The 25,300-nt window shown below is 60.6% G+C and carries 10 protein-coding genes and 1 pseudogene; 8 read left to right on the forward strand and 3 right to left on the reverse strand.

Translation table 11 applies throughout. The features are described 5' to 3' along the window. The first annotated feature begins 456 nt into the window (after positions 1 to 456). The 6 genes and pseudogenes from O6D90_RS26400 to O6D90_RS18580 all read left to right on the forward strand — a co-directional run. Positions 457 to 13,836 carry an Ig-like domain-containing protein gene (locus tag O6D90_RS26400; RefSeq protein WP_425476441.1) on the forward strand — a complete coding sequence of 4,460 codons (13,380 nt, stop codon included), beginning with the start codon at positions 457 to 459 and terminating at the stop codon, positions 13,834 to 13,836. A gap of 76 nt (positions 13,837 to 13,912) precedes the next feature. Continuing rightward, a complete protein-coding gene (locus O6D90_RS18560) occupies positions 13,913 to 15,832 on the forward strand; it encodes a TolC family protein (RefSeq protein ID WP_000989158.1) in 1,920 nt (639 codons plus the stop codon). 14 nt (positions 15,833 to 15,846) lie between these two features. Further along, complete coding sequence (locus O6D90_RS18565) at positions 15,847 to 16,728, forward strand: efflux RND transporter periplasmic adaptor subunit (RefSeq protein WP_001548177.1); 882 nt, start codon at positions 15,847 to 15,849, stop codon at positions 16,726 to 16,728. Next, complete coding sequence (locus tag O6D90_RS18570; protein WP_001548176.1) at positions 16,725 to 18,074, forward strand: efflux RND transporter periplasmic adaptor subunit; 1,350 nt, start codon at positions 16,725 to 16,727, stop codon at positions 18,072 to 18,074. The genes O6D90_RS18565 and O6D90_RS18570 overlap by 4 nt, the downstream gene beginning before the upstream one ends. 1 nt (position 18,075) lies before the next feature. Then, positions 18,076 to 20,208, forward strand: coding sequence for an HlyD family efflux transporter periplasmic adaptor subunit (locus O6D90_RS18575; protein WP_001548175.1), 2,133 nt, complete (start codon positions 18,076 to 18,078; stop codon positions 20,206 to 20,208). A gap of 378 nt (positions 20,209 to 20,586) precedes the next feature. Further along, positions 20,587 to 20,877: pseudogene (locus tag O6D90_RS18580) on the forward strand (Tn3 family transposase); the annotation flags it as partial. A gap of 148 nt (positions 20,878 to 21,025) precedes the next feature. On the opposite strand, the gene O6D90_RS18585 reads toward O6D90_RS18580, so the two are convergent. The 3 genes from O6D90_RS18585 to O6D90_RS18595 form a co-directional block, all read right to left on the reverse strand. Further along, complete coding sequence (locus O6D90_RS18585; protein ID WP_271143184.1) at positions 21,026 to 22,006, reverse strand: IS5-like element ISKpn26 family transposase; 981 nt, start codon at positions 22,004 to 22,006, stop codon at positions 21,026 to 21,028. Between the two features lie 329 nt (positions 22,007 to 22,335). Next, on the reverse strand, positions 22,336 to 22,542 hold the full coding sequence (locus tag O6D90_RS18590) for a helix-turn-helix transcriptional regulator (RefSeq protein WP_113372764.1): 207 nt from the start codon (positions 22,540 to 22,542) through the stop codon (positions 22,336 to 22,338). A gap of 121 nt (positions 22,543 to 22,663) precedes the next feature. Beyond that, positions 22,664 to 23,242 carry a YagK/YfjJ domain-containing protein gene (locus O6D90_RS18595; RefSeq protein WP_113372765.1) on the reverse strand — a complete coding sequence of 193 codons (579 nt, stop codon included), beginning with the start codon at positions 23,240 to 23,242 and terminating at the stop codon, positions 22,664 to 22,666. 287 nt (positions 23,243 to 23,529) lie between these two features. Between O6D90_RS18595 and O6D90_RS18600 the strand changes: the two genes are divergently transcribed. After that, positions 23,530 to 24,291 (forward strand): hypothetical protein, encoded by a 762-nt coding sequence (locus O6D90_RS18600; protein ID WP_127790460.1) that lies wholly within the window; start codon positions 23,530 to 23,532, stop codon positions 24,289 to 24,291. A 121-nt stretch (positions 24,292 to 24,412) separates the two neighbouring features. After that, entirely contained in the window at positions 24,413 to 25,276 is an 864-nt protein-coding gene (locus O6D90_RS18605; protein WP_113372766.1) for a GTPase family protein, read from the forward strand. Positions 25,277 to 25,300: the final 24 nt, after the last annotated feature.

Raw genomic sequence — 25,300 nt, forward strand, 5'->3', positions numbered from 1 at the left:
ATTTTGCTCTTTTTTTTGCGCAATTTATAAAAATCATAATTCACTAATGCGGTAACGGTAATTAATAAAATAATAACCTGAATTTTTCATAAAGTTAGTATTTAATTCTAATGCGCCGAACTTTTGCTTTACCTTTTCGGTTTTCAGCGTTGCTTAATTGTTACTAAAAGCGAGTTGTTTTAAAAGTATTCAAATGCTAAGTTAATGAAATTAATTATAAAATTTTGCTTACGGTTAAGCCTTTCGTCGTATTGGTTTTTTCAGGGCTGGCGGGGCGCTGTCTTGTTTGTCCTTTAAGATTTAGTTATTCTTCGCGCGCTAAGCGTCCATTCGATAATTTCGATGAATATATCCCCTGCTTGCCCTCCTCTGGCCTGGCGACATGGTGTACGCTCCTGGCAACGCTGAACTCAGAATATTTATCCAGTCACTCTATTTTTTAAGAGCAGTAAACCTATGACTACAATAAAGAACCGTCGTTTACGTCCGCGTGCGCATCGCTTTGCTCTTGAGTCTCGCCAGCTTTTTGATGGAGCCGCTCTGGCTGAAACCGCCATCCATGAGGCATCGGCAAGCGATCTGGTGCACCATGAAAGCGCCACCGAACCCGCGAAGGCGCTGGATATTCCCCACGCCGCCACAGCCGACGCCGCAAGCGAAAAACCGGGCAGCGCCGCCAGCGAAGTCTATGTAATAGACCAGCATATCTCCGGCTGGCAGTCGCTGGTGGACCAGGTGCCGCAGGGCAGCCAGGTGGTGATTATCGATGAAAACAGCTCGGGTCTGAGCCAGCTTGCCGACGCGCTGAAAGGCGAAACCAATATTTCCGCCATTCATATTCTGAGCCACGGCGCGTCCGACACCATTACGCTTGGCACCGATGTGCTGACGGCGGACAACCTCTCGGCGTGGTCTTCACAGCTCAGCGCTATCGGCGCAAGCCTTAGCGACAGCGGCGACATCCTGCTTTACGGCTGCGACGTCTCCGCCCAGGATAACGCCTTTATCACCCGCTTCGCCGAAGTGACTCAGGCGGACGTGGCGGCCTCCAGCGACATGACCGGCAGCGCGGCGCTTTCCGGCGACTGGGTGCTGGAAAACCATACCGGCAGCATTGAAGCGAAAACCTTCGCCTTTGATTACGACGGTCTGCTGGCCGGGCCGGAAGTCACCGCGCCGGAAAAAGGCATCACCGTCGCCGAGCCGAGCAGCCTTAACGCCGCAGGCGCCGATACCGCCACGCTCAGCGGCTGGCAGGTCAGCACCACGGACGCCAGCGAAACCGTCACCGTCACGGTGAGCCTGAGCAACAGCGCCATCGGCAAACTCAGCGACAGCCAGACCAGCAACGCTTCGCTGACCATGACCGGCACTGCCAGCGAAGCGCAGGCCTGGCTTAACAGCATCACCTTTACCTCCGCTGACGTCGAGCTTGGCAACACCGCCGCCAGCGGCAAGCTGGACGTCACGGTGCGCGACAGCGCGGGCGTCAGCACCAGCAAATCCATCGATGTGACCGTGACCCCGTCGAACGACCCGGTAAGCGTGGCCGACGCCACCCAGAACGTGCCGGAGATCGAATCGGGCGGCAGCGTCATCACCACCGTGACCCTTAACGCCATCGATGCGGAAGTAACGGCGGGCACCCAGCAGCCCGTGCAGATTGTCTATGGTCTGACCGACCTGCCGCAGTATGGCTATCTGACGCTGAACGGCGACCGGATGGGCGTCGGCTCTATCTTTACCCAGCAGGATTTGATCGACGGCAAGGTGAAGTATGTCCACACCGCCACGGGCGCAGACCAGAACGCCGCCGACGGCTTTACGGCGGTCATCAACGACGGCGCGACGCCGAAGGCGCAGTCCGATACCGTCCACGTCACGCTGAACATTACCCCGCAGAACCAGGCGCCGACCCTTAGCGGCAGCGGCGTGGTCTTTGAAGGCCAGCCCAACAATGCGGTCAACACCGGCAACGTCGGCCAGTATATAGAGGCGGACGGCGGCGGCGATCCGGGCGACACAACGCTGACTCTCACCATTACCGCCCTGCCGACCCACGGCACGCTCTGGTTTAACGGCGTCGCCGTCACCGTCGGCCAGACCTTTGACTATGCCGATCGCAATCTGCTGACCTATGCTAACGACGGCAGTGAAAACCAGGGCACCGACAGCTTTGGCGTACGCGTCACCGACCAGGGCGGCGGCACCGGCGTGCCGGCCAGCACCGACGGCACCATTACCCTGACCGTGCGCCCGGTGGATGACGACCCGACTCTGGACAACGTAACGCTGCACGCGCAGGTGGACGATCTGGCGAATGCCGTCACCCTTACGTCTGCGATGATCGGCGCAAGCGACGTGGATTCCACCGATAACCACCTCAGCTTTATCGTTGACGACAGCAAGCTCACCCACGGTTACCTGACGCTGGACGGCTACCGCCTGCAAAACGGCGGCACCTTCACCATGCAGGATATCGTCGACGGCAAAGTGCAGTACGTGCAGTACGCCAGCGCCAGCGCGTCGGGTGACACCGACAGCTTCAACTTTGTGGTGGTGGACAACACCGCTGCGCTGCGCTGGAACGCCGACGGCACGACCTACAGCCGCATCGGCGGGGTGTACACGCCGGGCACCGAAACGCTGACCAGCTTTACCTTTACCATCGGCCTTGCGGTGGTCACGGGCGGCGGTCCCGGCACGATCCCGGATCGCGTCACCACCATCACCAACCGCGACTCCACCTGGGCGGGCGTGGACTTCACCTCCGGCAACGCCCGCGGCGAAGTAGAAGAAGGCGGCACCCTCGTGCTGAACGGCACCAGCGGCGACTTCTCAAGCGTGCCGGGCCTGAGCTACACCGCCACGGGCGTGGACGCCTCGCAGGTGGTCTATACCTTCCTCGGTTTCTCGAACGGCGCAAGAGGCGGCGAGCTGCAAAAAAATGTCGGCGGCAGCTGGGTGACGCTCGGCGAATATGCCACCTTTACGCAGGCCGACCTCGACAGCGGCAATATTCGCTTCCAGCACGACGGCGGAGAGACCTTTGTCTACGCCGCGGCGTTCTCTGTCTCGGCGGGTCTGACCACGCTCGATGCCAACGGCAACCCGGTGACCGATATCTGGACGCCGACGCTGAACATCTACGTCACGCCAGTGAACGATCTGCCGGTGGTGACCGGCTCCTCCTCCTCCGTCATCGCCGAAGGCGAAACCGCTTACCTGACCACCGGCCAGATAGCGATAAGCGACCCGGACGACGCCAACAGCGGCAACGGGCTGGAAGAGAGCGCGACGATCAAAGACGGCAGCGCCAGCGCCAACAATTACGCCTATAACAACGACGCGACCGGCGCCAACGCCCTGACGTTCACCATCAAAACGCTGCCGGACGGCTGCACGCTGCAATACTACAACGGCTCGCAGTGGGTTGACGTTACCGTCGGCCAGACGCTCAACGCCTCGCTGCTTACCGCCAGCGCCTCGACCACCGGGCTGCGCTTCGTCAGCGACGGCTCGGAAGTGCGCTCCACCACCTTTACCGTATCGGCCACCGACCGCTGGGGCGCCACCTCCGCCAGCGACGCGACGGTGAAAATCCAGATAACTAACGTCAACGACGCGCCGCAGATCGCCAAAGACCCGACCCAGGCCGACCCGACGGTGACCGCAGGCTCGCCGAACCTGATTGGCGGCACGCCAGTCAACAACCCGCTGTACGTCACCGAAGGAAGCTATGGCCAGATAACCAGCGCCATGCTGCAAGCCTACGATTCCGACAGCAGCTCAATGCAGCTGCAGTACACCATCACCGGCGCGCCGACCCACGGCACCCTGGCCTATTCCAAAGATGGTGTGAACTTCAGCCCCATCGGCAAAGGCTCCTCCTTCACCCAGCAGGATGTGGCGAACGGGTACATTTACTACCTGAACGACGGCACCGAAGGCAGCGGCAACAGCGAACCCGCCACCCCGGACGATAAGTTCACCTTCACGATTTCTGACGGCGACAAAGAGCAGACCGGCAACGCGTTCTGGATCTACACCCGCCCGACCGACGACGCGCCGGAAGTGACCGCGCCGTCGGGCATCAAGAACATCGCCAGCGCCACGGCGACGAGCAACGCCCTGCCGGGCTTCTCGGTCAAAGATGGGGATCTGACAGACGGCGTGACCGATGGCGAGAGCGATTATTTGCAGGTGACCGTGCGTCTGCTGCATGCGGACGGCAGCGCCTTCGTGGCCAGCGAATACAGCGACGTGACCCTGGGTTACGCGACCGGCAGCGGCGCGACGATCTCTACCGCCCACGGCGGCCAGCACGACTATCTGGTCTTGAGCGGCACCCGCGCCCAGGTGAACGCGGCGCTGGCGGGCCTGACGGTGACCTTCAGAACCGACCGCAACGCCACCTATCAGGTGCAGACTATCGCCGATGACCGCCTGCGCGACGCAAGCGGCACGCTGACGGCAGGCGCTAACGGCGGCACGCTGAACCAGCCCGCGACGCCTGGCAGAGGCGCGGCGGCCACCGCCGTCGACGCCACCGAGTACAACTGGTACAGCGCCTCCGTACCGGAAAAAAGCGGCAACCTGAGCGCGGCGTCCGTCACCATTCGCGCCTCGGAAATCAACGATCCGGGCACGCTGACCGTGACCAACCTGGACCGTACCGTTTATGAAGATCAGGCAAGCTTTATCGGCGGCAATATCGTGGTGCAGGACACCGAATCCGCCGCCTTCGGCACGCCGGTGACCGTCACCATCACCGCGCCGTCCGGCACCCTCGGCATCGGCGGCGCGGACGTGAACACCAGCGCCACCGCCAGCGCCGCCGGCAGCCAGCCGGTTACGATTTCCGGCGACAACTCCGGCACGCTGACGCTGACCGGTCGCGCCAGCGACATTGAAGCGCTGCTGAACGACGCGGTGCTCGGCCTCACCTGGCAGAGCGGCGCCAACGTCAACCACGACCTGAACGGCGCAGCGGCGGGCGATGTCACCATCACCCTGCATCTGGACGACGGCGACTCGCATATCGGCGACACCGTGCAGGCCGACCCGGCCGACCAGACGCTGAACCTCACCATTGTGCCGGTGAACGACGCGCCGGTTGTCTCTGCAACGGGCGGTACGGTTTACCTCAACAGCGATCCGGCGGTAGTCGACGGCACCAAAGTCGGCGGCTTTGTGATTTCCGACCCGGATTACACCGACGGCGGCAATATCGCCGACGGCGAAACCGATTTTATGCAGGTGACGGTGCGCATCACCGACGCCAGCGGCGTGCCGCTGACCGCCGCGCAGTACAGTAACGCCGGCGTATCCGACATCACCATTAGCTCCGGCAACACAACGTCCGGCGTGACGATTGACAGCGTCTATAACGGCAGCGAGTCCGCACTGGTGATCCGCGGCACGCTGAGCCAGGTGAACGCGTACCTGGCGGCGCTGACCGTCTCCATGACCGGCTCCGCCCTGTCGAACGCCGATAACGCCTGGCGTGTGGAAGTGATTGCCGACGATCGCCTGCGCGACGCCTCTGGCAACCTGACAAGCGCCAACAGCGCCAACGGCGGCCAGAACGATGCCGTCACCGGCGTCGCGGCGGTGCCGACCACGGCTATCGACCCTTACGGCGCGCTGCCTTCCGGCCTGAGCCAGAACGTCAGTACCGCATGGCGCAGCGTCTTCCCAAGCGACGTCAACGATCCGGCGACCATCACGGTGACGGACAAGTCAGTCAACGAAGGCTCAACGACCGTCGCCCTGCCCGCCATTACCGTGGCGGACCCGGACGCCGACAGCGCCAGCCTGACAGTGACGGTCACTCTGCCGGGCGGCTTTACCTTTAAAACGATTGGCGGGACGGGCGGCACCGTTGATGCGGGCGGCGTCAACACCACCAGCTTCACACTTACCGGCACGCTTTCGCAGATCAACAGCCGCCTCGCTAACCTGACGGTGAACCTGCCGACCAACGCGGGCGTCACCGCCGCCGACTGGAACGGCACCTTTAACGTCACCGTAGTGGTGAACGATAACGCCAACCACGGCAGCCGCCCGACCACGCTTACCGGCGACAGCAATAACCCGAACGCGAACCCGGGCGACATCAGCTACGCCGATGACACCTCCGCCGCGCTGGTCACCACCCGTACCTTTAGCGTGACCGTGAAACCGTCGAACGATGCCCCGGTCGTGCTGGACGGCGCTACCCAGACGCTGGCCCCGGTGAGCGAAGACACCAGCGCCGCAGCGATTACCGGCGACACCATTGCCAACCTGTTTGCCGGTAACTTCTCGGACCCGAACGATCAGGTCAACAATGCGTCCATTACGGCAACCGGCGGCACCAGCGCTGACAGTTTCTGGGGCGTGGCTATCACTAACCTGTCAGTCAACAGCGCGCAGGGCGAATGGCAATACTCCACCGATGGCGGCACGACCTGGGCTGCCATTGGCAGCCGCACCGACGCCAACGCCCTGCTGCTGGATGCAACGGCCAAAGTCCGCTTTGTACCTGCCGCTGACTTCTTCGGGACGCCTGCTGCCTTGAAAGTACGTCTGGTGGAAACCAACAACAACGGCGACACCACCGCAACGACAGGGTCGCTGACCAGCGGCCAGACTGTATCAACGGCAACCAACGGCAGTAGTTCACGCTATAGCGCAGCGATGGTCACCCTCTCAACCAGCGTCACTAACGTCAACGACCGTCCGACGATTAGCGCGACGCCGCTGACCATGCAGGAAGATACGCCAGTTGGCAAAACGCTGACCTCTATTCTTGGCAGCTACAGCGACGCCGCCGACAACCAGACGGGAATTGCTGGCGGCGGCAACGCCAGCGGCGCTATCGGCTATGTGGCGATCGTCGGCAACACCACCGACGCAAGCCTCGGCCACTGGGAGTACTCTACCAACGGCACGACCTGGACTGCGCTTGGCACAAGCTACAGCGAAACCAACGCGCTGGTGCTGCTCGCCTCGACCCAGCTGCGCTTTGTGCCGCTGGCCGACTACAACGGCGCGGTGCCGGGCGGCCTGACGGTGCGCGTCTCCGACAGCACCAGTTCCGCCGATACCGGCGTCAGCGCCGCGGGCAGCACGCAGGATCTGCAAAGCGCCTTCAACAGCGGCCAGACCAGCCACTGGAGCACGGCGCAGAGCATCAGCATGAGCATTACAGCGGTGGCGGACGCGGTGAGCGACACCGCCGCCACCCATTCAGGCGAGGCGAAAACCATCGACGTGCTGGGCAACGACAGCTTCAGCAACAGCGATAAAGCGATCACGGCGGTCACCCAGGGCGTTTATGGTTCCGTGGTTATCGACAACGGCAAGGTGATTTATACCCCTAACACCACGAGCTACGTCGGCAGCGATACGTTCACCTATACCGTCACCAGCGGCGGCGTGACCGAAACCGCGACGGTCACGATTCAGATGAATAACGCCGCCCCGGTCACCCAGGGTGAAAACGTCAGCACGCCGGAAGATACGACGCTGACCAGCTCCGCCGCGCAAAACCTGCTGCTGAACGATTCCGACCCTGATGGCGATACGCTGAGCATTCTTAACTACTCCGTCAGCGGCGTCGGCACGGTGTTTACCGCAGGCCAGACCGCCGACCTCACCGGGTATGGCAAACTGACCATCAACGCCGACGGCAGCTATACTTTTGTCCCGGTCGCCGACTGGAACGGTACGGTGCCGACGGTGACCTACCGGGTGGTTGATGGCCGCACCAACGGCGCGACCACGGCGCAGTTGAAGATAACCGTCACGCCGGTAAAAGACGCCTTTGACGACAGCCTGACGACCCACGCGGGTACGCCGGTGACCATCGACGTTTTCGCCAACGATAAATTCAGCAACGGCGATAAAGCGATTACCGGCAAGACCAACGGCGCTTACGGTACGGTTAGCATCAGCAACGGCCAGGTGATTTACACGCCGACCAGCGGCTATGTCGGCACCGATACCTTCACCTATACCGTCACCAGCGGCGGCAAAACCGAAACCGCGACGGTCACCCTCACTCTGGTCAACGACGCGCCGCAGGTCGGCCTGGCTAAAACCGGCAGCACGGCGGAAGACACAACGCTTACCAACGGCGAAAATCTGCTGACGGGCGCCAGCGACCTGAACGGCGACGCGCTGACGGTGAAATCGTTTACGGTGGGCAATACCACCTGGGCCGCCGGCCAGACCGCCACGCTTGCGGGCTACGGCGCGCTGACCCTCAACGCCGACGGCAGCTATACCTTTGTTCCGGTCGCCGACTGGAACGGCAACGTGCCGCAGGTGACCTACACCATCACCGACGGTCGCACCAACGGCGACGTCACCTCGAGGCTCGATATCTCCGTTACGCCGGTGCAGGATGCGTTTAACGACAGCCAGACCGGCCACGGGCGCGACCCGCTGGTGATTGATGTCTTTAATAACGACAGCTTCGCCAACAGCGACAAAGCCATTACCGCCACCACCAACGGCGCGCACGGTACGGTGACCGTCAGCAACGGCAAGGTGGTTTACACCCTGAACGACGGCTATGTCGGCACCGATAGTTTCACTTATACCGTTACCAGCGGCGGCAAAACCGAAACCGCGAACGTCACCGTAACGTTAACGAACGGTGCGCCGACCGGGGTTGTCGGCAAAACCGCCAGCACAGCGGAAGACCAGACGCTGACCAGCACGGCTTTGCAGAATCTGCTGAACGGCGCCAGCGACCCGGACGGCGATACGCTGAAAGTCAGCGCATTTACGGTGGGCGCAACGACGTGGGCCGCAGGCCAGACCGCGACGCTTGCGGGCTATGGCGCGCTGACCATCAACGCCGACGGCAGCTATACCTTTGTTCCGGTCGCCGACTGGAACGGCAGCGTGCCGCAGGTCACTTATGAGGTCACCGACGGGCGCGACAACGGCGTGCAAACCGCCGCCCTCGATATTACCGTCACGCCGGTGCAGGACGCCCATGACGACAGCCGGACAGCCCATGCGGGCGCCCCGGTCACGGTCGATGTCCTGACCAACGACGGCTTCACCAACGGCGACAAAGCGATTACCGGCGTCACCGACGGCGCGCACGGTACGGTTAGCATCAGCAACGGCCAGGTGGTTTACACCCCGACCAGCGGCTACGTCGGCAACGACAGCTTCACCTATACCGTCACCAGCGGCGGTATCGAGGAGACCGCCACGGTTTATCTGACGTTGACCAACAGCGCGCCGACGCTGCCCCACTGGACAGTGATTAACCGTGAAGACTCGCCGATCGGTATCCCTGGCCTTTTATTAGATACCAGCAGCGACGCCGACGGCGACACCCTGACGGTGACCGATTTTACCGTCAACGGTACCACCTGGCAGTCAGGCGAGACGGCCAATCTGGCGGGGTACGGAAGCCTGACTATTACTTCTGACGGCGGCGTGACGTTTATTCCGGTGGCTGACTGGAACGGCAACGTACCGGTGGTGACCTACACGGCAACGGACGGCCGGGATAACGGCAGCGTCACATCGACGCTCACCATTCAGTACGATGCGATCCCTGACGCCGTTGACGACAACGCCACCACCCACGCGGGCGTGGCGAAAGTCATCGACGTGCTGGCGAACGACAGATTCAGCAACAGCGACAAAGCCGTTACCGCCGTCACCCAGGGCAATAACGGCTCGGTGGCGATTGAAAACGGCAAGGTGCGCTATACCCCGAACGCGGGCTTTAACGGCACTGACAGCTTTACCTATACCGTCACCAGCGGCGGCGTAACGGAAACCGCGACCGTTAATGTCACCATCGCCAACATTGCGCCGGTGGCGCACGATGATTTTACGTGGACTGCGGAAGACACTACCCTGACGCGCAGCGCCGCCACCGGGTTGCTGGCTAACGACAGCGATGATGACAATGATGCTCTTGCCATCACGCAGTTCAGTACCGGTACGCAGATTTACGCGGCGGGCCAGACCGCGACGCTTGCAGGCATGGGCGACCTGACCATTAACGCCGACGGCAGCTATACCTTTGTGCCAGTCGCCGACTGGAACGGCGCCGTGCAGCCGATCCTTTACCAGGTAAGCGACGGCAACGGCGGATTTAGCGTGGCGACGCTCTTACTTACCGTCAACCCGATCGCGGATGCGGTCAACGACAGCGTCAGCACCCATGCCGATGTGCCGGTGGTGATCGACGCGCTCGACAACGACAGCTTCAGCAACAGCGACCAGACGATTACCGGCGTCACCGCTGCCGCCCACGGCACGGTGACGATTGAGAACAACACGCTCGTCTACCGCCCGAACGCGGGCTATGTCGGCAGCGACACCTTCGACTACACCGTCACCAGCGGCGGCAAAACCGAAACCGCGACCGTTACCGTGGACGTCACCAACGTGGCGCCGCGTCTGACCAGCGTACCGACGATTTCCACGCCGGAAGACACCACGCTTAACAGCACTGCGGCGCAGAACCTGCTGACTAACGCCCACGATGACGATGGCGACGCCCTCGCCGTGACGGAGTTTACCGTCGGCGGCACCCGCTACCTCGCGGGCGACACCGCGACGCTGGCAGGCTATGGCGATTTGACGATCCGCGCCGACGGCAGCTTCACCTTTGTGCCAGTGGCCGACTGGAACGGCGTGCCGCCTGCCGCGACCTACACCATCAGCGACGGCAAAGACGGCGGCGTCTCCACCGCCACGCTCGCCTTTAGCGTAACGCCGGTGGCGGACGCGAAGGACGATACGGCCAGCACCCATGCGGGTGTTGCGGTCACTATCGATGCGCTGCATAACGACAGTTTCAGCAATGCCGACAAAGCGATTATCGATGTGGATCAGGGCCAGCACGGCTCGGTGACCATTGAAAACGGCCAGCTGGTTTATCGTCCTGTGGCAGGCTATGTCGGCCAGGATACCTTCACCTACACCGTGGAGAGCGGCGGCGTTCGCGAAACCGCCAACGTCACCGTCACCCTGACCAACAGCGTGCCGGTCGCAACGGGCGAGACAGTGGCTTCGCCGGAAGATTACGAGGCGCGCGGCGACCTGCTGCTCAACGACCGTGACGCGGACGGCGATCCGCTGCACATTGCGGGCTTTACCGTCGGCGGCCAGACTGCTCAGCCGGGCGACACCGTCCAGCTGGCGGGCGTCGGCGCGCTGACCGTTAACCGCGACGGCAGCTACCGCTTCACGCCAGTCGCCGACTGGAACGGCACGGCGCCGGTGGTGACCTATACGGTCAGCGACGGCAACGACGGCGGCACCGCTACCGCGTTGCTCGTTATCACCGTTACGCCGGTCGTGGATGTGAAAGATGACCGCGCCACCACCCATGCAGGCGACCCGGTCACCGTTGACGCGCTCGGCAACGACAGCTTCAGTAACGCCGACCGCGCTATTACCGGCGTCACCAACGGCGCGCACGGCTCCGTCGCTATTGAAAACGGGCAGCTGGTTTATACGCCAAACGCGGGCTACGTCGGCCAGGACACCTTCACCTATACCGTCACCAGCGGCGGCGTCACCGAAACCGCCGCCGTGAGCGTCGTGATGACCAATACCGTGCCGGTGGCCGACGGTGAAATCGTCACCACGCCGGAAGACACCGCTATTGGCGGCGAACTGCTGACCAACGACCGCGACCCGGACGGCGACCCGCTGCACATTGCGGGCTTTACCGTCGGCGGCCAGACTGCTCAGCCGGGCGACACCGTCCAGCTGGCGGGCGTCGGCGCGCTGACCGTTAACCGCGACGGCAGCTACCGCTTCACGCCAGTCGCCGACTGGAACGGCACGGCGCCGGTGGTGACCTATACGGTCAGCGACGGCAACGACGGCGGCACCGCTACCGCGTTGCTCGTTATCACCGTTACGCCGGTCGTGGATGTGAAAGATGACCGCGCCACCACCCATGCAGGCGACCCGGTCACCGTTGACGCGCTCGGCAACGACAGCTTCAGTAACGCCGACCGCGCTATTACCGGCGTCACCAACGGCGCGCACGGCACGGTGACCATTGAAAACGGCAAGGTGGTCTACCAGCCGAATACGGGTTATGTCGGCCAGGATACCTTCACCTATACCGTCACCAGCGGCGGTGTCACCGAAACCGCCCAGGTCACGCTTGAGGTCACCAACACCCCGCCGGTCGCGGTGGCGGATAAAGCGAGCACCCTGCCGGAAACGCCGGTCAGCGGCAATCTGCTGACCAACGACCGCGACGCGGACAGCGACCCGCTGCACGTGGCGGAGATCACCGTCGGCGGCGCGACCTACGCGCCGGGGGACATCATTACGATCCCGGGCCAGGGCACGCTGGTGGTTAACCGCGACGGCAGCTATCTGTTTACCCCGGCAAGCGGCTGGTCCGGCTTTACGCCAGTGTTGAACTACACCCTGAGCGACGGCAACGACGGCGGCACCGCCACGGGCGAACTGCGCCTGCTGGTGAACCCCGTAGCCGAGGCGTGGGTGAAAGAGGCAGGTCTGGTCGATACGGCCAGCGGCGCGCAAACCACCACGGGCGCGATAGCCGTACTGTCGCTGGAGCCGGTGGAAAGCCTGACCATTGGCGGCCAGACCCTGACGCTTGCGCAGCTCCAGGCGCTGAGCGCCCAGGCGCCAGTGGATATCGCAACACCGGACGGCGTGCTGTCGCTCACCGGTTTCCAGGTGGACAGCGAAGGCCGCGCGACGCTGCAATACCGCTTCACGCTGACCCAGGCGGTTAACCAGCCGTGCGAATCCACCACCCGCGAAGAGATTCGGTTCTCCGTCAACGGCCAGCAGACCCGCGCGCCGGGCCTGCTGCGCGTCAATATTCTCAACGACGCGCCGGTCGCGGCAGCGGACGACAACAGCATCGACCAGGATCGCGGCCAGCAGGCGGCGTCGGGCAACGTCTTTAGCAACGACGCTATCGGCGCAGACGGCGCCGCGGCGGGCGGCCCGGTGAGCGCGATTTCCTCCGTGAACCTCAACCGCGCGGGCGCGGTCGGCGGCGTAAGCCTGGGCGAGTTCGGCGCCCTGACGCTCGACGCCCGCGGCAACTACAGCTATGTGCTGAACCGCAGCAACAGCCGCGTGGCGTCGCTGGACGCCAACGCCACCCTGAGCGAGGTGTTCACTTACACCATTACCGACGCCGACGGCAATACCAGCCAGGCGCAGCTGACCATCGTTATTCACGGCGTGACGCCGCCGCAGTCGGTACGCACAGGCGATCAGCACTTCCCGAGCTACTACACCAACTACGAGCTGTCGCTCGATCAGCCGTATTCGCCGGGTCTGTTTATCCTGCCCGCCATCTACGGCGTGTACAGCGACCAGTTCTCTCGCAAGGTGGAGCTGAACCGCAAAATTACCGAGCTGGGCCGCGGCATGAATGACAACGGCACGCCGGTGCTGGAAGACGGCATTCTCTTTACCCGCTGGGTAAACACCACGCTGCAACGCAGCGTGGTGAACACCTTCGCCGCCACCGGTATCGGTTCGCAGCTGCTGGGCGATCACTTCAGCCACTTCTCGCTGAATAAATCCGTACAGCCTGCGCCCGTGCTGGAAAACGCGCCGGAACGTCCGCCGCTTAACGAGCGCATCAACGAAAGAACCACCGTGCAGCAGGAGCGCGGCGAGAAAACCCCTGATGCGAAGCAGGCTCACGCCGCCGCGCCGGGCGTGGTGATCGTGCCGCAAGCCGCCGCCCGACCAGGCGCGCCGTCACTGGCGGCGCAGGTCGACGCGCTGGCCCGTAACCGCGTCGCCGCGCCGGAACCGGTCACCGTGGGAGGCGCCACACCGCATCGTTAATCGCGCAACTCCAAAAACCTTTTACACCGGCGGCGCCGCGCCGCCGGATTGTTAACTCAACACTTTAAGCATAACAATGATGACGACTTTAACTGCCGTAACCCCGACTGCCGTACGTTCCGCGCCTCTGCTCGCCCCTGTCGCCGCACTGGTTTCCGCGCTGCTGTTAAGCGGTTGCGGCACCATTAAACCTGAACCGCTGACCCAGGATGAAATCGGCGCGCGCGTCAGCGCCGACCGCGCCGCCATGTACCGCGACCAGCAGCCGGTCTCTGGTCCGCTGACCCTGTCAGACGCCATGGCCCGCGCGCTGAAATACAACCTCGACTACCGCCTGAAGATGATGGAAACCGCCCTGTCGCGCGGCATCCTGGATATCTCCCAGCAGGATATGCTGCCGAAGTTGATGACCGATGCCGGCTACCGCTGGCGCGACAACGATTCCGGCGGCACCAGCGTCGGTATCGAAGACCGGGTCGTCAGCCTGCGTCCGTCCACCTCTGAAGAGCGCGAGCACCTGCTGGCCGACGCCACCTTCTCCTGGGACGTGCTCGATTTCGGCATGAGCTACTACCGCGCGAAGCAGCAGGCGGATAACGTCAACATCGCCGAAGAGCGTCGCCGCAAGGTATTGCAGAATATTGTCCAGGAGGTGCGCGACGCGTACTGGCGCGCGCTGGGCGCACAGCGTCTGCTGAGCGAAGCGCAGCCGCTGGCCGAAGAGATCCAGACCGCGCTTGAGAAAACCCGCGAAGCGGAGCGCGCAGGCATTCTGCCGCCGGTCGAGGGCCTGGAGTACCAGCGCGCCCTGCTCGACGCGGTGGCGCTGCTGAACCAGAAGCGCCAGGAGATGCAGATGGCGAAAAGCGAGCTGGCCGCCCTGCTGAACCTGCCGTCCACCACCGACTTCACCTTACAGGACGTCGCCAATCCGGCGCTTTCCGGCGTGCCAAGCCAGCTTGATACGCTTGAGCAGATGGCGCTGGAACGCCGCCCAGAGCTGCGTGAAGAAGATTACAAAACCCGCATCGACGTGCTGGAAACTAAACGCCAGATCGCCTCGCTGTTCCCGAACCTGAATCTGTTCGGCGGCATCAGCTACGACTCCAACAGCTACCTCTACAACAACAGCTGGGTGCAGGGCGGCGTGGGCGTTTCCATGAACCTGTTCAAGCTGCTGAGCGCGCCGGCCATCAGCCGCACCAACGACGCGCGCCTGGCCACCGACAATGCCCGCCGTATGGCGCTGAGCATGGCGGTGCTGACTCAGGTGCGCGTCTCGGTTGAGCGCTACAAGCTCGCGGTGTACGACTACCAGATAGCCCAGGAGTCCGCCCGCGTCGACCAGCGTCTGGCGAGCATCTCCCGCGCCGGTTCCGACAACTCGCTCTCAAGCGACCTGGAATCCCTGCGCACCCAGGCGCGCTCCATCGTCTCCCGCTTCCAGGAAGCCGCCTCCTACGCGCAGGCGCAGTCCGCCTATGGCCGCGTGCTGAACTCGGTAGGCATCGACCTGCTGCCGGAAAAGGTGACCAGCAGCGATCTGCCGACCCTGTCGCGTGAAATCAACCAGAGCCTGGTGGCGGGCGAGAAGCAGGTCTTCACCCAGAGCGCCGACGCGGTAGTTTCCCGCCATCCGGTCAGCGTCACCCTGGGCCGCCTGCCAGCGGGCGTCAACAAGAGCGCGATTTATCAGTCGGTCACCCATGTGCTGGCCGCCAACCAGCTGGTGCAGGGCAACGGCGCCGACAGCGTGAAACTGCAAATGAACCTCAACCTTGAACGCGCGTCAGGCTCGCAGCGCGGCGTGTGGGAAATGGCGGTCTATAACGCCCAGGGCGCGCAGGTCGCCTACCAGAAATACACCAGCTATCTGCCGAATGACGTCAACACCCGTTCGGTCAGCGCGCTGGCAGAAGCCGCCGCGCTCTCCGTGGTGTCCGACCTGCATAAAGCGGCAGGCGACACCGGCGTGATGACGGCAAGTAACCCTTAATAACAGGAACAGGTATGAACAACGTGAACGAAGGCTGGCGCAGCGTCCGCGCGCTCATGCCGCTGACGGGCCTGGCGCTGTGCGCCAGCGCCTTCGCCGCCGACCCAACCCCCGCTGCCGCGGGGGCAGTCGCAACGCCGGATGCGGCCGTTGCCGCAGCGCCTGAGAGCGCGCCTGACGCCACCGCCGACAACGGCGCCGCGCCGGTGCGTTTTCTGGTGATGGCCAACCAGGAAAGCCCGCTATCAAGCGTGGTGGCCGGGCGCGTGTCGCAGGTCAACGTTGAGCTGGGCGATACGGTCAAGGCAGGCAAACTGCTGGTGACGCTGGACTGTAGCGAGCTGAAAGCCCGTCGCGACGCGGCAGACGCCGAGTACAGCGCCGCGCAGATCAAATATGAAGCGAAGGCGAAATTGCAGGGTCTGCATTCCGCAGGCGCGCTGGAGGTTGGCCTTGCCGCCGCCGACGTGAACCGCACCCGCAGCCAGATCAAAATCTTTGAAGCGCAGCTGGCGCAGTGCCGCTTTACCGCGCCGTTCGACGGCCGCGTGGCGCGTATTTACGTCAAAGAGGGCCAGGGCGTCGGCGCAGGCGCGCAGGTTATCGATCTTGTAAGCAACGGCACCCGCAAGGCGCGCCTCAACGTGCCGTCAGGCTGGACCACCTGGCTTGCGCCCGGCGCGCAGCTTGACGCGGTGGTGGGTGAAACCGGCAAGCATTACCCGATGACCGTCACCCACATCAGCGGCCGCGTGGACGCCGTGAGCCAGACGATTGAGATTGAAGCGGAATTTGGCAGCGACGCCCAGGACGTACTGCCCGGCATGAGCGGCCGCGCGACGCCAGTCTGCCCGAAAGCGGCGGCGCAGTGCCAGAGCGGGACGACCAACTCGTGAGCATCGCCCTGTTCTATTCTCTCGCGGCGCGCGTGAAAGCGGCGCGCAGCCCCGAAGAGCTGGGTTTTGTGATGTGTAACGATACCCGCTCGCTGGTGGAGTATCGCCAGGCGGCGCTGCTCGCCGTTTCCGCCACCGGGCGCGCCCAGCTTGCGGCGCACTCCGGCCTGAGCGACACCGACCGCAATACCCCCTACGCGCTGTGGCTTGCCGCCGTTGCCTGCGACATCGCGCCGCGCTGCGCCGCGCTGCCGGAAACCGCCCGCGTGATGCCGCTGTCGCCGGAAATGCTGAGCGAGTCGCTGGCGCGCGAGTGGGACGAATGGCTGCCGGGCCACGTCTGGGTGCTGGCGCTGACCGGCCCGGACGGCAAGCTGCACGCCCTGCTGCTGCTGGCCCGCGATACCCCGTGGCCGACGCAGCTTGGCGTCGAAAGCCCCGAATACGCCCTGCTCCAGCTGGCGAACCTGTACGGCTACGCCTGGTGGGCGCTGGTGGCGCGGCCTTCTCGCCTGCAACGGCTGCTGCCCGCCACGGTGCGCCGACGCGCGGGTCTCGTGTTGCTGCTTCTGCTGCTGGTTATGCTGATCCCGATTCGGGAATACACGCTGGTGCCCGCCGAGGTAATTTCGCTTAACAGCGAAGTGATCGCCGCGCCGAGCGACGGGGTGATTCACCAGATGAAGGTGCCGCCGAACACGCCGGTCGTGGCCGGACAGGTGCTGGCGGAGCTGGATGATACGACTCTAAAAAACCGTCTCGCCATTGCTCAGGCGGAGCTGGCGACCGCCACCGTCAATATGCATCAGGCGTCTCAGCAGGCGATTGAAGACCCGAACGCCCGTGCGGAACTGGCTCTGACCGAAGGCAAATGGCGCGAGCAAAAGGTGCAGGTTGCCTCGTTGCAGCGCGAGCTGGAGAAGCTGTCGATCCGCGCCCGCAGCAGCGGCGTGTTTGTCTACACCGACCCGGACGACTGGGCGGGCCGTCCGGTACAGACCGGCGAGCGCATCGGCCTGCTGGCGGACCCGACGAAGCTCGGCGTGCGCGCCTGGGCGCCTGCGGCGGAATCCACCAACCTGAACCCGCACGCGGCGATGACCGTATTTCTTAAGGTCGCCCCGCTGCACCCGCTGACCGCGCGGCTGGATTACGCCGGTTACGAGACGGTGGAAGCGCCGAACGGCGTCGCGAGCTACCTGCTGCGCGGCACCGTAACCGACCCGTCCAGCGCCGCCCGTATCGGCTTGCAGGGCACGGCCCGCGTCTCCGGCGACTGGAGCCTGCTCGGTTATCTGATTTTCCGTCGTCCGCTGGCGACGCTGCGCGCCTGGTGTGGATTCTGATATGCAAACAGCCGCGACGCTCCCGCCTGCGGGCGGGACAGCTCTTGCGCAGCCGCAGCCGCTGCCGCCGCTGCGCGACGAGCTAAAAATTCACCCGGCGGGCAACAACCGCGACGGCTCGCCCGCCTGGCATCTGGCCGACCCGGTGCGCAACCTCTATTTCCGCCTGGGCTGGCTGGAGCTGGAGATGCTGCGCCGCTGGCCGCTCGGCGCGCCACAGGCGATTGCCGACAGCATCAGCCAGGAGACCACCATGACGGTGGACGAACAGGATGTGTTGCAGTTCCTGGGCTTTTTACAGCAGCAACAGCTGCTGCGCCGCGGCGCGTTCAAAGCGCGCGGCTCGCTCTGGCGGCGTATTCTGCACGGCTACCTGTTTATCCGCCTGCCGCTGGTGCGCCCGGAGAAAGCCCTGCGCCGCATGCTGCCGTGGGTGGAGTGGCTTTTCAGCGCGCCGTTTCTACTGCTGACCGCCGTCGCCGCGCTGGCAGGCGTCGTTCTGGCCGCGCGCCAGTGGGATAACGTCGAGGCCGCGCTGCACGGCGCCCTGAGCTGGAACGGGGCGCTGGCCTTCGCGGTGGCGCTGATCCTCTCCAAATGCTGGCACGAACTGGGGCACGCCTTTATGGCGACCCGCTACGGCGTACGCGTCGGCCATATGGGGGTGGCGCTGCTGGTGATGTGGCCGATGGCCTACACCGATACCGGAGAGAGCTGGAAGCTGTCGCAGTCCCGCCACCGGCTCTCCATCGCCAGCGCGGGCATTATGGCCGAGCTGATGCTGGCGGCCTGGGCGACGCTGTTCTGGAGCTTCGCGCCGGAAGGCAACGTTAAAGGCGCGCTGTTCTTTCTCGCCACCACCGCCTGGGTGCTGACGGTGGCGGTGAACGCCAGCCCGTTTATGCGCTTTGACGGCTACTTTATTCTCAGCGATACGCTGGACTACCCTGGCCTGCACGAACGGGCGGGCAACTGGGCGAAGCGCTGGCTGCGCTGGCACCTGCTGGGGCTTGAGGATCCGATCCCGGATAACGTCTCGCCCGCCTTTGCCCGCTTCCTCACCCTTTTCGCCTTCGCCACCTGGGTTTACCGGCTACTGCTGTTCGTCGGCATCGCGCTGGTGGTCTACAACGCCTTTTTTAAGGCGCTCGGGCTGGTGCTGTTTTTTATTGAGATAGTCACTTTTGTGGTGCAACCGATGTTTCGCGAACTCAAAATCTGGCGCGCGCGCCGCCGGGAAATAGCTCCGGCGCGCCTGCTGCGCCTTGTCGCCGTCGCACTCGCGCTGGGGCTTTCGGTCTTTCTGCCCTGGTCCGGGCAGGTCTCCCTGCACGGCGTGATGGAGGCGGGCGTGGCGCAGCCGGTTTACACGCCCTATGCCGCCCAGCTTGACAAGGTGCTGGTGCAGGAAGGCCAGCAGGTCAAGGCGGGCCAGAAGCTGTTTGAACTGGTGGCCCCCGTCCCGGCGGACGAGCAGGATAAGGCGCTGGCGCTAAGCCAGGCGTGGCAGACCAGCGCCCGCGGCGCGATGGCGCTCGATAAAAACGGCGCGGCGAAGCAGGTGGTCGCCGACCAGATGGCGCGCCAGTACGCCATTCAACAGCGGGCCAGCGCCGTTGAGCTTCAGCGGCTCCAGCTGGTGGCGCTGGAGGATGGCGTGGTGCATGACGTTGAGCAGACCCTGCGCCCCGGCAGTTGGGTCTCGCCTGGCACCCGCATCGCAAGCGTGATCGACACCCACCGCTGGCGCGTGAAGGCGCTGGTCAGCGAAACCGACCTGGCCCGCCTGCGCGACGGCGCGACGGCGCGGGTTTATCAGCAGGGCCGCTGGCAGCCGCTCGCAGGCGCGGTAGTGACCATCGACCACGACGCCATCCGCCGTCTGCCTAATCTGATGCTGGCGCAGAGTCACGGCGGCCCGGTGGCGCTGAACCCGGTTGCGCCCGCCAACGAACTCCGTCCCGCCGCCGTCTGGTACCGGGTAGTGATCGAAGGCATCTCCGCCGCGCCGGTCAGCAAAGAGCAACTGGTACGTGTTGACGTGGCGAGTGACCGCCAGAGCCTGGCTCACGGCTGGGTCAACAGCGTTATGCTGATGCTTATCCAGCAAACTGGCTTTGGTAAAGAGGGTTAGCGTGCGATTTTCGCGCCAGGCCGCCTGGCCTGGCGCAGGTTTTCTCCCCACCGCGGTTTTAGGTTAAACCCCGTTTCGCCAGAGCAAACTGGCACCTACGTTTTGTTAGTCTGTTCGGTGTTCTGCAACTGGACCCGGAGGTTATATTACTTGCAGGCGTGCAGCTGATGCTCGCAAGACTCGTTGGTTTCTGTTTCCGGAGGTGTAGTTATGCAAAAAATTGTCTGCAAAACGCCACGATTGTCATCACTGGCATGTCGAGTTGTTTCGGCCACGAGGCCGCCCTGCGGCTGGCGGAGATAGGTGCCAACGCCATGCTGGCAGCCAGACGGAACTGGAGGCGCTCGCCGCCGATATTGTCACGGCGGGCGGCAATGCGAAAGTGATCTGAAAATTACCGAACATTACACCGATACAGCGGGCTTCACTGAGCATGTTTTCACCCTGATGCATCTGCTGGGATTCTCTTTTTCGCCAAGGATCCGGGATATTCATGAGAAGCGGCTGGTTATTCATCAAAAGGCCGAGCGTTATTCCGGGAAACAGTCCGTCATATCAACAACCAGCCTGAATCTCAAAGACATTGAGGCGCGCAGGGATAAAATATTGTACCTGGCAGCCTCAATTAAACAGGGGATTGTCACCGCATCGCTGATAATGAAAATGTTAGGGAAGGTGCGAATAAGCAGGTCATTTCTTCCCAAGCTGACTCGCTGATTAAAATTTCGCGGATCTGGGCCGATTTTTTTCCCGCAAACACATCGAATCAGCCTATTTAGGCTATTTTTTCCACCATTTCTGGCGTTATTTCAGGTTTTTACTGAGATCTCTCCCACTGACGTATCATTTGGTCCGCCCGAAACAGGTTGGCCAGCGTGAATAACATCGCCAGTTGGTTATCGTTTTTCAGCAACCCCTTGTATCTGGCTTTCACGAAGCCGAACTGTCGCTTGATGATGCGAAATGGGTGCTCCACCCTGGCCCGGATGCTGGCTTTCATGTATTCGATGTTGATGGCCGTTTTGTTCTTGCGTGGATGCTGTTTCAAGGTTCTTACCTTGCCGGGGCGCTCGGCGATCAGCCAGTCCACATCCACCTCGGCCAGCTCCTCGCGCTGTGGCGACCCTTGGTAGCCGGCATCGGCTGAGACAAATTGCTCCTCTCCATGAAGCAGATTACCCAGCTGATTGAGGTCATGCTCGTTGGCCGCGGTGGTGACTAGGCTGTGGGTCAGGCCACTCTTGGCATCGACACCAATGTGGGCCTTCATGCCAAAGTGCCACTGATTGCCTTTCTTGGTCTGATGCATCTCCGGATCGCGTTGCTGCTCTTTGTTCTTGGTCGAGCTGGGTGCCTCAATGATGGTGGCATCGACCAAGGTGCCTTGAGTCATCATGACGCCTGCTTCGGCCAGCCAGCGATTGATGGTCTTGAACAATTGGCGGGCCAGTTGATGCTGCTCCAGCAGGTGGCGGAAATTCATGATGGTGGTGCGGTCCGGCAAGGCGCTATCCAGGGATAATCGGGCAAACAGGCGCATGGAGGCGATTTCGTACAGGGCATCTTCCATGGCACCGTCGCTCAGGTTGTACCAATGCTGCATGCAGTGAATACGCAGCATGCTCTCCAGCGGATAGGGCCGTCGGCCATTGCCCGTCTTGGGATAAAACGGCTTGATGACAGCGGTCATATTCTGCCATGGCAGAATCTGCTCCATGCGGGAGAGGAAAATCTCTTTTCGGGTCTGACGGCGCTTAGTGCTGAATTCACTATCGGCGAAGGTGAGTTGATGGCTCATGATGTCCCTCTGGGATGCGCTCCGGATGAATATGATGATCTCATATCAGGAACTTGTTCGCACCTTCCTTAGAGTTAATGCCGTTTTCAAGCGCCAGTTTTGATATTGATATCCCAAGTTCGCATGAGGTCGCAATGAGTTGCTGATTAAACTCAGGAGAATAAATGGTGCAGCCCTTCCGTCCGCCGGGAATCACATTTTTCTGCATATTTGATACTTTGGTTCCCACAAATTATTTGGTGGACACCACGTTGCCGAATACACCAGATTATGACCAGATGGGCCTCACTGGACGCTTACTGTTTCAAGCAGGCTGGAATAATAACAGGTTAATTTCTTGATTTATAAATACGATAATATAACCACTCTTCCAAATCGCTTTTTAGCCAACGGGAAGCTCTGCCCAGCTTAATAGGTTTAGGGAATGCCCCATCCTGTATCAGCTTATAGAACCATTTATCACTCAGGCCAGTAAGCTGGGTAATGAATTTCATATCAATGAATTGATCTTCAAGTAGTGCAGGTTTTGTATACATGATGATGTGTTCCGGTTAAAGATGAATAACCGGAGCCGTTAGTAAACTGATGGTTACCGCCAGCTCCTCCACATCAATGGCTTCTGTTGTAAAAAAACTTCTGCTCAATGCTCACCTACCGCTATTCTTTCCTGGGCCTGCCTCTACGGCTGCGGGGAGGTATAGCGTTCATACCTGCAATAACCCCTCGTGACTTCTGCTCAGATTTGGCTAAATAACTGATTACGTAACGTAGTTCATCTACTGCTTGCCTATTACGGTGATCCACTATCGTTCCGGAACTCGCAACGAAATGCTTTTTCCTGGAACACAGATGAAAGAGACCTTCTTCGTCAGTCAATCTGCGCCATTCTTCCCCTATTGCACGCGAGGTCGGATAGAATTTCCGATGCTTCTGCCCATCAAGATAAAGCATGGCATGCACATGCAACCCCTTACGCTGTCTGTATTCAATTACCCAGTAGTACCCAATAACCATTTTTTGGCCAAATATAACATCCATCAGATGCTGTATCTCGCCCTCCATCTCATCCATGAGATTACGCTGTGAGCGTTCACTTCCTTGTTTCCAGCCAAAATCCATACGAAAAGCCAGTATACGGGAATAACGCTCAAACATTTCATCCAGGTGGTGGTTTATATCTTCGAGAAGAAAACGATGCATAGGGTAATTAGGGTTGGCATTGTAGGGTTCTTTCATGATCTATCCTCAAACTAAACGGGGTTCAATAGATAGATGTGTGATGTATTTTTTATACAGGGATGAGTATTGATTACCGGAGAGGAACGGTTAACTCCGGGTGATAATACTAATTAACCTTAATTCAGTAAGAACTGATGGTTTCAAGGATTCTATCGTAGGTTCACATGGTGGCCTTACACAGGAAGAAATGTGTACGCGAAATCTGAAGTATTGCAGTGCGATCTGGCGCTTTACTGGCCTCTGTGATAGGTTGTTATGCACAATCAACAAAGTGCATAACAGTTATGGTAAAGAGAATTACATTTAACACCGATGATGATTTAACGATTAATTCAATCGACAGGTATGCCGAATCCAATGGCATGTCACGTTCTAAGGTAATATGTGAGTTATTACGGTCCACTGCACCTATTCTTGATTTTGTGACATATCAAAATAGAATTACTCAGGAGGTTGAAAGCAGGCTTTTTAGCATGTTTTATCATGAGGTTCGTCACTTCGAAACGCAGCAGCATAAAGATGACTCTACTTTTAAATATCTTCACTCTCTGTCTGAAAAGCTTATATTCAATGTTCACCCAAATCCTGTTGAAAGCTTTTTCCTTCCGGCAATATCTGAATGGGACTCTTGCAATAGTGGGTTTATGGAGAGAATTGAGAATAAAATTAAATCCTATATGCCCGAGGGTGATTGTATATCACGCTATGTTTATTTGTGCGTAAATAAAAAATCTGGTGAGAAGTTTGGCTATGACCTGATTCAAATAGAAATTCCATTATTTGTTGTTGAGTCTTATTTATTTGACATTCAGTCACTTTGCCATGTTCGAACTGTTGATTTTTGCAATGCAGGAATTGATGAATATATGCGCAGAAAAAAAAGACATCTTAATTCCGCTTATCTTTCATGGATTCCAGTGCTTCCCTTTCAGGAAGGGTTTATTTTTATCGCTGCTTTGCACATCGATAAAGCCTTACCTAATCAGCTATACCCTCCTAAAGCCACCATTAACCTTCCTTACGAGTACTGGAAGTATTTAGGATGATTCAATAGAAAATCATCATTCAAACTATATTCAGATATATATCATTTTCATGAACATACCAGCATAACGGCAGAACTTCGCGGTACTGCCGTTTTTAGTTTTATTTATTGCAGGAGTTGTCATGATTAATCAGCAAGGTTTGCAGCCATTAAACCATTCGCTTTCCGGCCTGCCGCAGTGGGTGTCTGAACGTATATTGCAGCAGATAAATCAGTTAACCCACTACGAACCAGTGATTGGCATTATGGGTAAAACTGGGGCGGGAAAGAGTAGCCTTTGCAATGCTCTGTTTGCCGGTGAGGTGTCGCCGGTCAGCGATGTGGCGGCCTGTACCCGTGAACCTTTGCGATTTCGCCTGCAGGTTGGCGAGCGCTATATGACGTTGGTGGATCTGCCCGGCGTGGGGGAGAGTGGTGCACGCGATACTGAGTATGCGGGGCTGTACCGTGAACAGCTTCCCCGGCTCGACTTGGTGCTGTGGCTGATTAAGGCTGATGATCGGGCACTGGCGGTGGATGAGCATTTTTACCGCCAGGTGATTGGTGAAGCTTACCGGCATAAAGTGCTGTTTGTTATCAGCCAGTCTGATAAGACTGAGCCCACCAGCGGTGGAGAGCGATTGTCCACAGAGCAGAAGCAGAATATCAGCCGCAAAATCTGCCTGCTGCATGAGATTTTTCAGCCAGTGCATCCTGTATGTGCCGTGTCAGTCCGTCTGCAGTGGGGACTACGGGTGATGGCAGAGCGCATGATCCGTTGCCTGCCGCGTGAGGCCAGCAGCCCGGTGGTGTCGCAACTGCAGCATCCCTTTCGCACGATGGTAGTCCGGGAGCAAGCTCGTAGCGATTTTGGTGAAACCGTAGGTGCCGTACTCGATAGCATCAGTGCCTTTCCCCTGATACCAGCCCCGGTGCGGGCCGTCATTCAGGCCGTGCGCACCACCGTGGTGTCCGTGGCCTGTGCCGTCTGGGATTTCTTCTTCTGAGAGTTTAATTCCAACCTGTTAATC

Source organism: Citrobacter sp. 21OH12SH02A-Citro (assembly GCF_027919895.1).
GTDB classification, from domain to species: domain Bacteria; phylum Pseudomonadota; class Gammaproteobacteria; order Enterobacterales; family Enterobacteriaceae; genus Citrobacter; species Citrobacter braakii.

Bases quoted from the DNA above. Each gene is read 5' to 3' on its own strand.
- O6D90_RS18605 (WP_113372766.1), top strand. From the start codon at position 24,413: ATGATTAATCAGCAAGGTTTGCAGCCATTAAACCATTCGCTTTCCGGC.
- O6D90_RS18600 (WP_127790460.1), top strand. From the start codon at position 23,530: ATGGTAAAGAGAATTACATTTAACACCGATGATGATTTAACGATTAAT.
- O6D90_RS26400 (WP_425476441.1), top strand. From the start codon at position 457: ATGACTACAATAAAGAACCGTCGTTTACGTCCGCGTGCGCATCGCTTT.
- O6D90_RS18585 (WP_271143184.1), bottom strand. From the start codon at position 22,006: ATGAGCCATCAACTCACCTTCGCCGATAGTGAATTCAGCACTAAGCGC.
- O6D90_RS18560 (WP_000989158.1), top strand. From the start codon at position 13,913: ATGATGACGACTTTAACTGCCGTAACCCCGACTGCCGTACGTTCCGCG.
- O6D90_RS18565 (WP_001548177.1), top strand. From the start codon at position 15,847: ATGAACAACGTGAACGAAGGCTGGCGCAGCGTCCGCGCGCTCATGCCG.
- O6D90_RS18590 (WP_113372764.1), bottom strand. From the start codon at position 22,542: ATGTATACAAAACCTGCACTACTTGAAGATCAATTCATTGATATGAAA.
- O6D90_RS18595 (WP_113372765.1), bottom strand. From the start codon at position 23,242: ATGAAAGAACCCTACAATGCCAACCCTAATTACCCTATGCATCGTTTT.
- O6D90_RS18575 (WP_001548175.1), top strand. From the start codon at position 18,076: ATGCAAACAGCCGCGACGCTCCCGCCTGCGGGCGGGACAGCTCTTGCG.